This is a genomic window from Exiguobacterium sp. 9-2, assembly GCF_036287235.1.
GTDB lineage: Bacteria > Bacillota > Bacilli > Exiguobacteriales > Exiguobacteriaceae > Exiguobacterium_A.
In genome coordinates, this window is the sequence record NZ_CP142850.1 from 354,139 (window position 1) to 368,193 (window position 14,055).

At 44.9% G+C, this 14,055-nt stretch carries 9 protein-coding genes; 7 read left to right on the forward strand and 2 right to left on the reverse strand.

Annotated features, from left to right (window positions below; translation table 11 throughout):
• Window positions 1-63 precede the first annotated feature (63 nt).
• From VJ374_RS01955 to VJ374_RS01965, 3 genes are all read left to right on the forward strand, one after another.
• On the forward strand, window positions 64-1,887 hold the full coding sequence (locus VJ374_RS01955; protein ID WP_035411161.1) for a mechanosensitive ion channel: 1,824 nt from the start codon (window positions 64-66) through the stop codon (window positions 1,885-1,887).
• Window positions 1,888-2,103: 216 nt separating this feature from the next.
• A complete protein-coding gene (locus VJ374_RS01960) occupies window positions 2,104-3,489 on the forward strand; it encodes a branched-chain amino acid transporter BcaP (RefSeq protein WP_035411158.1) in 1,386 nt (461 codons plus the stop codon).
• 90 nt (window positions 3,490-3,579) lie between these two features.
• The gene (locus VJ374_RS01965; RefSeq protein WP_313489691.1) at window positions 3,580-4,359 is read left to right on the forward strand and encodes a GNAT family N-acetyltransferase; all 780 of its coding nucleotides are present in this window, start codon (window positions 3,580-3,582) and stop codon (window positions 4,357-4,359) included.
• Between the two features lie 18 nt (window positions 4,360-4,377).
• On the opposite strand, the gene VJ374_RS01970 is transcribed toward VJ374_RS01965, so the two are convergent.
• Together VJ374_RS01970 and VJ374_RS01975 are read right to left on the reverse strand one after the other, a co-directional pair.
• The gene (locus tag VJ374_RS01970) at window positions 4,378-4,824 is read right to left on the reverse strand and encodes an NUDIX hydrolase (RefSeq protein WP_290755854.1); all 447 of its coding nucleotides are present in this window, start codon (window positions 4,822-4,824) and stop codon (window positions 4,378-4,380) included.
• The gene (locus tag VJ374_RS01975) at window positions 4,821-5,915 is read right to left on the reverse strand and encodes a nitric oxide synthase oxygenase (RefSeq protein WP_442899596.1); all 1,095 of its coding nucleotides are present in this window, start codon (window positions 5,913-5,915) and stop codon (window positions 4,821-4,823) included. The genes VJ374_RS01970 and VJ374_RS01975 overlap by 4 nt, the downstream gene beginning before the upstream one ends.
• A gap of 187 nt (window positions 5,916-6,102) precedes the next feature.
• On the opposite strand from VJ374_RS01975, the gene VJ374_RS01980 reads away from it, so the two are divergent.
• From VJ374_RS01980 to VJ374_RS01995, 4 genes are all read left to right on the forward strand, one after another.
• On the forward strand, window positions 6,103-6,960 hold the full coding sequence (locus VJ374_RS01980; protein ID WP_035411153.1) for a YihY/virulence factor BrkB family protein: 858 nt from the start codon (window positions 6,103-6,105) through the stop codon (window positions 6,958-6,960).
• Between the two features lie 206 nt (window positions 6,961-7,166).
• A complete protein-coding gene (gene msrB / locus VJ374_RS01985; RefSeq protein WP_329469962.1) occupies window positions 7,167-8,267 on the forward strand; it encodes a peptide-methionine (R)-S-oxide reductase MsrB in 1,101 nt (366 codons plus the stop codon).
• 143 nt (window positions 8,268-8,410) lie between these two features.
• Window positions 8,411-11,311 (forward strand): S8 family peptidase, encoded by a 2,901-nt coding sequence (locus tag VJ374_RS01990; RefSeq protein ID WP_329469963.1) that lies wholly within the window; start codon window positions 8,411-8,413, stop codon window positions 11,309-11,311.
• Window positions 11,312-11,456: 145 nt separating this feature from the next.
• Window positions 11,457-14,027, forward strand: a complete 2,571-nt coding sequence (locus VJ374_RS01995) for a HAMP domain-containing sensor histidine kinase (protein WP_308102166.1) — start codon at window positions 11,457-11,459, stop codon at window positions 14,025-14,027.
• The last annotated feature ends 28 nt before the right edge of the window (window positions 14,028-14,055 follow it).

Consider the following 14,055-nt stretch of genomic DNA (forward strand, 5'->3'; position numbering starts at 1 on the left):
CTGGGGAAATTAAAGAAGTGTTAGAAATATATAATTTTATCTTAGGTGAAGGAGTGTGAAAAGATGAATAACATTTGGAACGGAACGTCGTTGAACTTGAACGGCATTCTCGGATCACTTGGCAACTTGCTTGGAGCGATCATCGTCTTTTTAATTGGATGGCTCATTGCTAAGCTGATTGCGAACGGGATTCAAAAAGCGTTAGAGAAATCTGGAGTCGTCAACAAGTTATCGCCTCAAAAAGAAGGAGCGCCACCAAAGAAGAAAAAGTGGACACCTGAAAAAATTATCGGGACTGTCGTCTTTTGGGTTCTCATGGTCTTCGTCCTGATCTTGGTCTTCAATATCCTTAATCTGAACATCATTGCGGGACCACTTGCGGATACGATGAGTACATTGCTCGCGGCAATCCCAAATATCCTAAAAGCAGCCCTCATCCTCCTCTTGGCATATGTCATCGCGGTCGTTCTCCGCATGATCATCGTCAAAGCAGGTACGAAGCTGATGGCGAACGACAAAGTACGTTCGAACAAGATGCTTCAAGGTCAGACAGATCTTTCAGCTTATCCAAAAATCGCAGGGGAGATCGTCTTCTACCTCGTCTTGCTTCTGTTCCTACCAGGTGTACTTGGTGCGTTGAACATTGAGAGTGTCTCACAACCGTTTAGCCAATTGTTATCGTCATTCCTTGGATTCATTCCACGCTTGATTGCTGCGGCAGCCATCTTCTTCGTTGGCTTCCTCGTAGCGAAAATCGTCCGCGATATCGTGACGAATTTCCTTCATGCTGTTGGAACGGATAAATTTGCATCTCGCTTCAATCTTGGGTCAAATGATCAAAAAGATTCGAAATCACTGTCGTCGATTCTTGGAACAGTCGTCTTCATCTTGATTCTGATTCCAATCACGATTTCAGCACTTGATCAATTAAATATTAAAGGAATTACAGGACCAGCGATCAACATGTTGAACGATGTCCTCGGTATGATTCCGAACATCATCGTCGGTGTCGTTCTGATTCTTGTCGGTCTTTATGTCGGACGTTTCATCAAGAAATTCGTTACAGATCTCTTGTCACGTCTTGGATTCAACAACCTAACACGTCACTTGAAAATCGGGACGTGGGATGCGAACCAAGCGTCTACATCACCAGCTTCCATCGTTGGTGCACTCGTTGAGATCGTCATCGTCGTTCTCTTCGTCGTCGAAGCCTTCAACTTGATTGGTCTTGATTTCATGGTCGACCTCGGTCGTGCCGTCCTTGCTTTCTTGCCAAGCGTCTTGACAGCGATCATCATTCTCGCGATCGGTATCATCGTCAGCAACCTTGTCAAACGTACGATGGACAGCCTGTTCGGTAACTCTGAACTGAAAGTCCTCTCAATCGTTGCGAAGTATGCGATTCTTGCACTTGCTGTCTTCATGGCACTTGATCAATTGGGTGTTGCGGATACAATCGTCAACTCAGCCTTCATCTTGATCCTTGGAGCACTTGCGCTTGCTTTCGGTCTTGCCTTTGGTCTCGGTGGACGTGATAATGCATCGCGTTACCTCGATCGTTTGCAAAAGAAAGCAGAGAACACGGAAGTCGACACATCGAATCTTCCAAGTAAGTCTGCATCGACTTCTTCTTCACCAAGCTTGAAAGATGCAGCAAAAGGTGCTGCGTCACAAGCAGCGGATGATGTCACACCAGATCGTGCACCACGTTCAGCGCGTTCATCTTCAACAGATGAAACGACACATGGTACACCAAAAGGTGCGTTGCCAGAAAATGATTTAGCACAACAAGATGATTATCCGATTGACCCAAATGATCATAAAGGGCCAAACCTCGATCATCCTAACAATCGTCCAAACCTCGATCACCCTAATGATCGTCCGTAATGAGAGTACGCCCTTTCCTCTAACTTTAGGGGAAAGGGCGTTTTTGCGTTGATGCATCAAAGCGTTGTCGTATTTTCACAAAAGTGGTTTGACCACTTTGTGAAAAAATACAGAAAAAAAGACTTATCGAACCTGACATCGTTTGTTATGATTAGAAAGTCAATTACCTCAATGATTTGAATATTCAGAAAAAAGAGAAAGTTCGGAGGATGAAACATGAGTTTGCTTCGCAAGAAAGATGTCAGTGTAATGATGGATATGAAACAACATTCCAAACTGGCACGTCATTTATCAGGGTTTGACCTTATTTTACTTGGAATCGGTGCCATCATCGGAACCGGAATTTTCGTTCTAACAGGAACGGGTGCTCTTTATGCTGGACCAGCTTTACCGATCTCATTCATTATTTCTGCAGTCGTCTGTGCACTCGCAGCCCTTTGTTATGCTGAATTCTCGTCGATGATTCCTGTTTCAGGTAGTGTATATACGTATACATACGCAACGATCGGGGAACTTGTCGCCTGGATCATCGGGTGGTGTTTGATCTTAGAATATGGACTCGCTTCAAGTGCCGTTGCAACTGGCTGGTCAGGGTATTTCCAGTCGCTCTTAGCAGGTTTCGGCGTCCATTTACCGACGGCTTTAACAGCTGCGCCAGGAGCTGTACCGGGAAGCGAGACATTCTTTAACTTACCGGCATTCTTGATTTTAATGGTCATCACGCTCTTGCTTTCACTTGGCATTAAAGAAACAAAACGCGTCAACAATGTCATGGTACTCGTCAAAGTTGCCGTCGTTGTTCTTTTCATCGTCGTCGGGATTTGGTATGTCGAACCAGGCAACTATAAACCATTTGCTCCGTTTGGTATGAGTGGGATCCTACAAGCTTCGGCGATTGCCTTCTTTGCGTACCTTGGGTTCGATGCGGTTACATCAGCGGCAGAAGAAGTCAAAAACCCAGGACGTAACTTACCAATCGGAATCTTGGGATCGCTTGCGATCGTTACCGTTCTATACGTCGTCGTTTCGGCTATCATGGTCGGAATCGTTCCATTCAAACAGTTCGAGGGTGTCGATAGTCCCGTATCGCTTGCGTTAAAAGTCGCAGGTCAAGACTGGGTTGCTGGATTTGTTGACTTGGGTGCCATCGTTGGTATGACGACGGTCATCCTTGTTATGACATTTGGTCTTATTCGTCTCTTGTTCGCGATGAGCCGTGACGGACTTTTACCGAAAGTCTTCTCGGATGTTAATGAAAAATCACACACACCGGTCAAAGCGACATGGATTCTCGGAACAATCGCTGGTTTGATTGCTGGATTCGTGCCACTCGGTACACTTGCTGAATTGATCAACATCGGGACACTGGCAGCATTCGCGCTCATCTCAATCGCAGTCATCATTCTGCGCCGGACGCGTCCTGATTTGAAGCGTGCCTTTAAAGTTCCGTTCGTACCAGTCTTACCGATTCTATCAGTCCTCGCTTGTATCATGTTGATGGTCAACTTACAGAAATTCACATGGATTGCCTTCTTCGTTTGGACAGCAATCGGACTGCTTGTTTACTTTGGTTACGGACGTAGCCGTTCTAAAATTCAATAAGTAGGGCACCCTTGGCGACAAGGGTGTTTTTGTGTGCAGGAAATCGCAAGAAAGATAGCGAAACTGCTCAGTGGAAAAGGAGGTTTTTCGATGATTCATATTCAACGCGCGCCTGACTTAAAAACAGCATATCAAACGATGCAGGATGGATTTCAAGATTATCTGATTCCGCTGCACTTATCAGAAGCAGAGTTTCAGAAGCGAATTCTCGAGCGAGACGGAAACCAGTTGGAACATTCGTTTATTGCCTACCATGGAGAAAAACCGGTTGGTCTTTGGCTGAACGGTTGGAAGGAAATCGATGGTCAACGCATCATGCGATGTGGAGGGCTGGGCATTTCACCGCAGTATCGACGACTTGGCATTGCAAAAGCCTTGTACCAAGCGCAACTGAGCCACGCTAAGGAAATCGGAATGGATGAACTGATGCTTGAAGTCATTCAAGGGAACGATCCGGCGATTCGATTGTATCAATCGCTTCACTACAAGATTGTTGGAGAAATTGGATATTTTCATTTAACCGATGAACATCAAAAATCCGCTTTGCCAGCGATCGAAGAAACAGAGTTCTTAAAACAGTATCGTGGACAAGGAGAATACATCTGGCAACAAGATCCTCATGTCATGCAACGCTTGCAGGCGAATTATTATCAACTCGAGGAAAGTGTCGTCGCTGTAGCGGAGGCTGCTTTATTGTCGGTCGTCGGTCCAACAGAACATAAAGCAAGGCATGCGACAGAAGTCGTCCGCCATTTACCGGGAACGACCTATCATTATCAATCGACAGATGTACAAGTGTGGGAAGCATTACGTTCTGAAGGATGGATACAACGGGATTTGAAGCAATACATCATGCGTCAGTCACTATAAGAAAAACGCCGCTATCCTTCAGCGGCGTTTTTTGTAGTCTTCAATCATTCGAGCGTGAGAACCGACCAAGTGATCGGGTAAGTCGTCTAGCGAAACGAACTGAAGTTTGATGCTTTCGTCACTTTGCTTTAACGTTCCGATCGGATGTTCACCGATATAGGCGAGAGTGACGCTTTGAAAGACGTCTCCGTTCGCTAAAATCGTCACGTATTGCGGACCGGAGTAGACATCGAGTAACGTCAATCGTTCGACTTCCAGTCCAGTCTCTTCGAGGAGTTCCCGACGAGCGGTCTCTTCCGGTGATTCCGCCCATTCCATTAATCCACCTGGCAAACCGAAGCGAGCTTGTGCTTCGTTCCGTTGTTCCAGCAGAATGTGTTCATGTTGCACGACGAGGACAACGGAACCGACGAGAATGACCGGATCGTGACCGATTTTTCGACGTAACTGTTCGACATAATTCATTTCAATACTCCTTGTTGAAACGGACAACCCGTCACAGGCGCTGTCTGTGTTGGTTTTGGAAAGAAGTTCGGTCGTTTGATTTCTGGGTCGTAATCTTTATGGAACATATGCGTCGTTGCACCACTCATCGGTGGTACGAGCCAGGACCATTCCCCGGTGACATCGCGACCGCATGCCGCTTCATTTTTTTCGAAACGAGCGAACTGTTTCGCAGCGGTATGGTGATCGACGATCGTAACACCAGCGCGTTCAAAAGATTCGAGTACGGCGACGTTCAGTTCGACGAGCGCTCGGTCTTTCCAGAGTGAACGTTCACGCGATGTGTTCAGACCGAGTTGCGTCGCGACGAGCGGCAACAGATCGTAACGATCCGTATCGGCGAGGTTACGAGCGCCGATTTCTGTTCCCATATACCAACCGTTGAACGGGGCACACGGATAAACAATACCGCCAATCTCAAGCTGCATATCAGCAATCATCGGTACGGCATACCAGCGGACTTCGCGACCATCAAACAGGTCATAGTCAGGATGTGTGATGCTGACTTCGAGCACGAGCTCGTCTGGAATCGGATGCAGACTACGTTGTCCATCGAGTTCAATCAAGAGAGGAAGGATGTCAAACGGTGTTTTTGCCCCTGTCCAGCCAAGTGCTTCACATTGTCGTGTCAGTTGGACAGAAGCCGGATCGCCGATGATTCCTGTTGCAGTCTCATAACCAGCGTAGCGAATCAGTTGGTGATTATGCAGCCGCACACGTGTCGGATGAAAAATCGTGATCGTCGAGCGAATTCGTCCTTCATTCGTCGCGAACTGGATATGCTCAAATAACGCGTCGCGGACCGCTTCGACGGTCAACGCATCCCGCGCGTCAAAGACATGAAGTTGCTCCCAAAAGAGGCGTCCCACACATCGGTTACTGTTGCGCCAAGCGAGCTTAGCACCGAACGCGAGCTCGGAAGCCGTCTGTTCATATGTTCCTGTCATTTGAATCGAACGGATGACTTCTTGCTGACGTCCGGACATTTCGGGGTATTGCTCTATATAAGAAGTAAAGAAGCGTTCTGCTTCGGATTGAATGAATGGGTCCACGAATCGAAATCCTTTCTGAAAAACAAGCACGATACAATCTCTGTTCCTAGTGTACCCCGCGAAGAAACGAAGCGCCAAACTTGAATGATGTATAAGGTTGTTATAAGTTCAAAAGACTCCCAAAAGTTTAAAGAAGTTATGAAATGGGGGATAGTGTAGAGAATGAGTTGAAAGTGAGGAAATTTGTATGTCTTTAATCAAACCTGTATTTGCCCGTTTTTTTGGTGAAGCCTTTTTTGATAAATCGGCTCAGCTCGCCTATTATCTGATGTTGTCCTTATTCCCATTCTTATTATTTGTGGTTGGGATCGTCTCGTTCTTACCGTTTACGTCGGAAAACGTGCTGGATTTGATTCGACCATTTGCTCCAGCAGAAACGTACGACTTGATTCAGCGGAACGTCGTCGGAATCTTTGATCAAGGCGGCTTTAAGCTTGCCTCGATCAGTTTCATCGCCGCTTTTTGGCTTGCTTCGATGTCGGTCCAGTCACTTGTCCGCTCGCTAAATGATGCGCTCGAAGTGACACGGAAAGCACCGTTTTGGCGCGGGCTGTTGCAAGACTTCGCCTTTACAATCGGGATGATGATCATCTTACCGATTTCATTGATTGTTCCGATTTCAGAGAAACTAACACGACGTTTCATCAATCATTTTTCAATCGTTGCTGATTTCGTAACGAACTACTCATGGATTTGGTTCTTATTCCGCTGGGGACTCGGGACATTGTTCTTACTTGTCTTTTTCATTTTATTATATCGGATCTTACCGAGTGTCCATTTGACGGTTCGTCAGGTACTTCCCGGGGCAATTTTCGCGACGATTGCTTGGCAAGTCGTTTCGGAATTCTTCTCTTACTACGCTGAATTTGGGAGTTACGACCGTCTTTACGGTCAGCTTGCCGGAATCATCGTCTTGATGACATGGTTCTATTTATCGGCTGTTGTTTTGATGTTAGGGGGACTGATGAATGCGGAACGCATGCGTCAGAAAAAAGAAGCAAAAATCATGAAGCCGCAAAAAATCAAAGAAGAAAGCGTGCGTTAATCATTTTGAACACACAAAAGCAGCTGACGATGTGTCAGCTGCTTTTTATTAAAAACATATATATTAGTAGGATCATAGAAGAGATAAATGAATGTGCTTCATTTAAGCACATGCTACGACAAGCCAGCAACAGCGCGGTACAGTTAAATAAAATAACATCCAATAAACGTCACGTAACGTAAGCTAAATAAAGGAGGCGAAGGGAGATGAAGAAACGAATGTGGACAGTTTTATCCGTCATTGGTCTCATCGTCGTCATGGTCGGGGGATACTTCGTGTTCCAGCAACAGCAGGCAAAATCAAGTGGTAGTAAGAAATTGAGTTATCAACCGGAAGAGACGGCAATCTTAGCTGGAGGATGCTTCTGGTGTATGGAGCCACCGTTTGAGGAGTTAAAAGGAGTTAAATCGGTCATTTCCGGTTACACGGGCGGTGATGTCGAAAATCCGACATACAATCAAGTATCGGCGGAGACGACAGGGCATCGGGAAGCGGTGTTAATCACGTTTGACCCAAACGTCATCTCATATAAACAATTACTCGATGTCTACTGGCGTCAGATTGACCCGACAGATGCAAACGGTCAGTTCGTCGACCAAGGGGAATCGTACACGACAGCGATTTTCTACACGAATGAAACACAAAAAGAAATTGCAACGCAATCGAAACAGGATTTAGAGAAACAAAAGGTTTTTGATGAAAAAATCGTCACACCATTGATTGCAGCAGGTCCTTTTTACGAAGCGGAGGCATACCATCAGGATTATTATTTAACGAATGAGAAAAAATATAAGTTTTATCGGGCAGCTTCTGGACGCGATGACTTTATCAATCGCTACTGGAACGATCAACCAAAACTTAACCTTCCAACGTATCCAAAATTATCAGACGCGGAAATTAAAAAGAAACTAACCGCAATCCAGTACGAGGTGACACAAGAAGATGGGACAGAGCCGGCATTTGATAATCCGTATCATGACTTAAAGGCAGACGGGATCTACGTCGATCTCATTTCTGGTGAACCACTGTTTTCATCAAACGATAAATATGACTCGAAGACAGGATGGCCAAGCTTTACGAAACCACTTGAGCCGGGGAATATCATTGAGAAAAGTGATTTCTCAATCGGCATGAAACGGATGGAAGTCCGGAGTCGACATGGGAATGCACACCTCGGACACGTCTTCTCGGATGGTCCGAAACCGACCGGACTTCGGTATTGTATGAACTCGGCTGCTTTACGTTTCATTCCGAAAGAGGAATTGAAACAAGAAGGATACAGCGAATATGTAGCAGATTTTAAATAATCATTAAAGGCATTCAATGCGTGTGAGCATTGAGTGCCTTTCCTTTCAAAATTGTAAGATACATCCATAAAATAAATATCCATTTTATCCATATCCTGTTTATAATCAAGGTAAAGTACGTCCATTTTGAAGGAGGAACATCTGTGAAGAAACTGATGATTTGGGTCATGCTGAGCTGTCTGATTTTGACGCTTGGAGTAGGACCTACGACAGCAAAGGCGGAGACTACCCTTGCTAAAGCAACGCTTTTGAAAGCAGGTCAAGAGACGACGCTTGAAACAGGAACGGAAGAAAAAAATACATATTGGTACCGCGTCAATCATGAAGCGGGTGTAGAAAAAACTGCCTCTCACTTCGAGTTATCAATCGATACGGATCAACCTGTTCAAGTAACAGCTTATCCGAGCGAAGCGATGGCTGCAGAAGACGATACGTTTGATCGTTACCGGACAGAAGCAGAGCCAAATGAAAAAACACCGACAAAACTAGCTGTTTCATACGCATGGGATGGACCGTATTATGTCAAAGTAGAATATTACCCGAACATCGAAGAAGGGAAGACGACAAAAGCAGCGCACGCTAAACTAACGTATAACAACGTCAAATTGCCGGTTGAGTATGAACCGATCAATGATATCAGCTGTATGGCAGAAGAAGCGCTCAAACAAACAAAAGAAGAAAAACCGATGCTTGCGCTCATGCACTCGATTCAAAAACAAGTATTGAGCCAATCGGATGCTGGACGCGCTTTGACATCGCTTTACTACAAAGCATCGCCTTATGTCGTCAAAACACTTTTATTTAACAAAGATAAGCGTCAACAAGCATACGAAGATTTAAAAACATTGAAACCAGCGATGGAAGCACTCGTGCGTGGAACTTCATACACGTTGACGAAAGCTGATCAACAAGCTGTCGATCGTCTTTACAAATTATCACGTGAAGCGTCACCTACTGTGATTGCTGAAGAGATTGATGGATATGCAAATAAAATGGATATCTCGAAATTAAGTGGTAGTTCGTTAAGCGAAACATTCCAGTCAATGGGTATGAGTATCCAATCAAAAGAAACAACACGTTACATCGTCAAATTAAAACCAGGTAAGATGAACCGTTCGATGAAGATTGCGGGTGTTCAAGCAAATGATGTAGAACGTTTATCCCTTGGCAATGCAGGAGACTTCGTCATCGTGACGGAAGATCCAACTGTTAAAGGTCAATCAGCGGCAGCATTAAAACAATCACTCAATCGTTCGTCAGCCGTTGAGTACGTTGAGAAAGTTCAGACGTACCGTGCGACAAGTGATATCAACTTCGACTACCAGTGGGCCGTCAATAAAAAGACTGCTTTTGAGCAATTTGATAACGTTGGGATCGGCTTTGAAGCATTCCAACAACGTTTTGGAACAAAAAAATTAGCTCCTGTTAAGATTGCAGTCATCGATACAGGTGTTGATTATCGTTTGAAGGACTTACAAGGCAAAGTTGATATCGCAAATGAAAAGAACTACGTTTCCGTCAACGGTGACGGGAATGCAATTGATGACAACGGTCACGGGACACACGTGGCAGGCGTCATCGCAGCAACGATGAACAACGATTATGGTATCCAGGGAATCCATCAATCGGCACAAATCCTGCCGGTTAAAGTCTTGAATGCGAACGGTGAAGGGGAAACAGACGCCATCGCACTCGGGATTAAATATGCAGTTGATCATGATGCAAAAGTCATCAATATGAGTCTTGGTGGCGGTGAGAGCCGGACGATGGCTTATATGATGAAATATGCAGCAGATCATGGTGTTACGGTCGTAGCTGCTTCAGGAAATGACTACGACATGATGGTCGGTTACCCAGCGAACTCGGAATACGCGATTTCTGTCGGAGCGACGAACCCTCTCGGAATGGTCGCGGATTATTCAAACTATGGTGTTGGACTTGATGTCGTAGCGCCAGGATCAAAAGTGGCTAGTTTGATTCCAGACGGTAACACGGTGTACATGGATGGAACAAGTATGGCTTCGCCACATGTTGCCGCAGTAGCGGGTATCTTGAAATCACTAAATTCGAAACTGACACCAGCGCAAATCGAACAAATCTTGCGTAAGAGTGCAGAACCGCTTGCGTTTGAAAATCCGAATGACTGGTATGAATTTGAAGATGAGGACGAAGATGGTGAGAAAATCGAGCCTGAGTTCCCAGCTTATGTCAGTCCAGTCGCTGGCTACGGGAAAGTTAGTATTCCACGTGCGATCTCCCAGTTGAACTTGAACGGGAACGTCAATGATGTCTACGATAACCAACTAGTTGTTTCTGGAACAGTCAAGACAGGGACGAAAGTTGAAGTGTGGGCAGCTGTCGTAACAAAAGATAAGAATGGCAAAGAAACAACAACGAATAAAAAGTTAGCTGCAACAACAGCACAAGCAGGAAAATACAGCGTCAAGATTCCGCGTCAAAACCAAAAAACAGTTCTGACGGTTCGCTATGCGAATGGATTAGACGTCACATCGGAACGGACAGAAGTCCTTCCTGGAAAAGCACCAAAAGCACCAAAAGTGAAACCGGTTCTTGCCGGTGCGACAAAAATGACAGGTACAGCTCTTGCGGGCGGTACGATTACAGTCAAAGATGCGAAACGAAAGAAAATTGCAACAGCGAAAGTCGATGCAAAAGGTAAGTTCAGCGCGAAATTGCCAAAGCAAGTTGGTGGTTCAAGCTTGATCGTTACGGTGACGGATATTGCAAAACGAACAAGTAAACCGACGATCGTAAAAGTCTTACCAGCGCCAACTGCACCAAAAGTGAAATCAGTCTATGCCGGTCAAACGAAAGTAACCGGAACAGCTGAAAAGAAACTGAGCGTCTACGTAAAAGATGCGAAGAAAAAAGTCATCGGAAAAGGAACGGTTTCTTCTAAAGGAAACTATTCCGTCAAAATTCCAAAGCAAAAAGCAAAAGCGAAACTGTCGGTTTACGTTAAGAATACACGCGGACAAGTGAGTCCTGTAACGTCTGTGACAGTGAAAAAAGCGAAAAAATAAGAGTATGAAAAGACCTTTTTTCGGGTACATTCCGAGAAAAGGTCTTTTTTTGTACATCTTAGCTGTTGCTTCGAAAGCGTTTCTATTATATTAAAAGAAACAAATGAAAAAGCATCATTCAATGAATGATGAGGAGGATACATTCATGATGAATTGGATTCGGCGACGAATCGGTCGGCAGTTGCTGACGGTTTTTTATGCGGTACTGATCGTAGTATCGATTACTTCGTTCTTTGTCTATGACTACATGGAAGGGCGAATTGAAACGTCTAAACAAAATTTAGAAACGATCAGTGAACAAAATCGCCGAGCCAACGATTTATGGGACAATTGGCAAACGGTTCAGTTCGGTTTACGAGGGTTTGTCATCTTTGGAGACCAGGATCGGTTTGACGAGGTTCAAGCACTTCGAACAGATATTAAAAGTGAGACCGATTGGTTCATGCGAAACGCAAAAACGGATGAAGAAGAAGAATTCGCGGCACAAATGACGAATTTATATGAACTGTACTATGACGCCTTATTTCCGCTGACCCAGTCTTACGTCAATGAAAAAAAGGCGAATCGAATCAACGAGGATTTTTTACAAGGGGACAGTCTATTTTCCTTACCAATCGCGAAACGTCTCGTAGAACAAGGACGATTAAAGCCAACCGCAGACGGTTCAATCGATATTACACCAGATATTGAAAAAGCATCTGCAGCGCTTGACGAATACCGGACGAATTTAAGTCAACAGCAAGAAACCGCTGTCGGGGAATTGCGGAGTGAAGTTGCAAAATCACAATGGATTTGGATCTCAAGTATCGTTGTGCTCGTCGCATTCATTCTCTTATTCGTTCACCCGTTCCTTCGCCGGATGACGCGGCAGTTGTTACGATTAGTAGACGATAATCAAAAACTTGCTCGCAAGGAACCGATTGAAATCGATAAGACGACAGAAAAACGTCCAGACGAAATCGGATTATTACGTGCTTCCTTTAATCGGATGGTCGTGACGACGAATGCTCATACGGATGCGATGCAAGGTAAAAATGAAGAATTGCAAGCGCAAAGTGAGGAATTGCTCGCGCAACAAGAAGAGTTACAGGCGCAACAAGAGGAACTCGAAGAAGCGTATCAAACGACGAAAAAGAATGAGGAAAAGTTGCGATTACGTAGTGAACTAACAGAGGCACTTGCCGTTCGCGAAACTGTCGAATCGTATCCAGCAATCGTTCAAAAGATGATCGATATCACTTCTTCAGAGTACGGTGCTCTATTGCTTTATGAAGAAGGGCAGTTTATGGGTGCAACCACAAACGGCATGACGATGGACTATTTAAAAGATCTCCTGAAAGATGAGATGTCCGTCATCAATCGATCTGTTCGCAAGATGGAATTCGTTCAATCGGAGAAGCGCGTTACACGTGAAAAAGAGCATCCGTATTCCTTTAGTACGCATGAGGTGACGATTCCGGTTCAAGATCCAGAAACGCATGAATTGATTGCTGCCATCTATCTCGTTCGCTACAAATCTGCTTATAAAGGACAACAGCTGACGGATATTCGCGAGTTTGCGCAACAAATGACGCTTTCACTTCTACGGACGCGTTCTTATGAAGGGATGCGTCAGGAAAAAGAAAAGACAGAGCAAGTGTTGGACTCAATTCGAGAAGCGATCATTTATCTCGAGGATGGAAATGGGGAGTTATACGTCAACCGTCCATTGTTTGACTTGATTCCAGAACTTCAAACGGAATTCACAGTAGATCGGACGTTACCTTCGAGTGAGTACGTCATTGATGTGATGCGTCAGTTGGTGGATGATGTTGAAGCCTTTAATACGTATCTGGATTTAATTCGTTCCGGTAAGATTTCACCGGACAAAGTCCGATTTGATGTTCGAAACAATACGGCGCATCTAGAAGTCTACGCGGAACGCATTGATGTCGTCGGGGGATGGAAGGGAATCATTCTCGTCTTACGGGATATTACCCGGGAAACAGAAGCCGATCGTCTAAAAACAGAACTTGTCTCGACTGTGTCACATGAATTGCGAACGCCGCTCTCATCGATTTACGGTTTTACAGAGTTGATGCTAAATCGAAAGATCGATGACTCAAAACAGCAGAAGTATCTAGCGACGATCCATAATGAGACAGAACGATTATCGAACCTCGTCACGGACTTCTTAGACGTTCAACGGATGCAGTCGGGTGGACAGTTGTACCAAATGGCACATCTTGATTTGCTCAGCCTAACTGAACAAGTGATGTCCCTGTATGACGCTTCAAGTGAACGACACGATCTTCATTTGCAATTGCTCAGTCCGGACCGTCCGTTCATCTTAGGAGATGAGGACCGAATCAAACAGCTGATGAGCAACTTGATCAACAATGCAATCAAGTATTCTCCGGATGGCGGACGTGTGGATGTCTGGATCGATACGAAAGACGATCAAGCCATCATTGAAGTGAAGGATGAAGGAATTGGGATTCCACGCCACGCATTTACTCATTTATTTGATAAATTCTATCGTGTCGATAATTCCGATACACGTCGAATCGGTGGAACGGGACTCGGCTTATCAATTTGTAAGGAAATCGTCAAAGAACATGAAGGCGTCATCCACGTCGAATCTGAAGTCGGAAAAGGCAGTCGCTTCATCATCGTCTTACCGCTCAGTTTAAGTGAATCGATCGATTCGACAGAAGAGAATCGACGTTCTAGTTAAAGAAAACATGATGTATTTCTGTTAAACC

Excerpts from the sequence above, each read along its gene's own strand:
- VJ374_RS01970 (WP_290755854.1), bottom strand. The coding sequence starts at position 4,824 with ATGAATTATGTCGAACAGTTACGTCGAAAAATCGGTCACGATCCGGTC.
- msrB (WP_329469962.1), top strand. The coding sequence starts at position 7,167 with ATGAAGAAACGAATGTGGACAGTTTTATCCGTCATTGGTCTCATCGTC.
- VJ374_RS01955 (WP_035411161.1), top strand. The coding sequence starts at position 64 with ATGAATAACATTTGGAACGGAACGTCGTTGAACTTGAACGGCATTCTC.
- VJ374_RS01995 (WP_308102166.1), top strand. The coding sequence starts at position 11,457 with ATGATGAATTGGATTCGGCGACGAATCGGTCGGCAGTTGCTGACGGTT.
- VJ374_RS01980 (WP_035411153.1), top strand. The coding sequence starts at position 6,103 with ATGTCTTTAATCAAACCTGTATTTGCCCGTTTTTTTGGTGAAGCCTTT.
- VJ374_RS01960 (WP_035411158.1), top strand. The coding sequence starts at position 2,104 with ATGAGTTTGCTTCGCAAGAAAGATGTCAGTGTAATGATGGATATGAAA.
- VJ374_RS01965 (WP_313489691.1), top strand. The coding sequence starts at position 3,580 with ATGATTCATATTCAACGCGCGCCTGACTTAAAAACAGCATATCAAACG.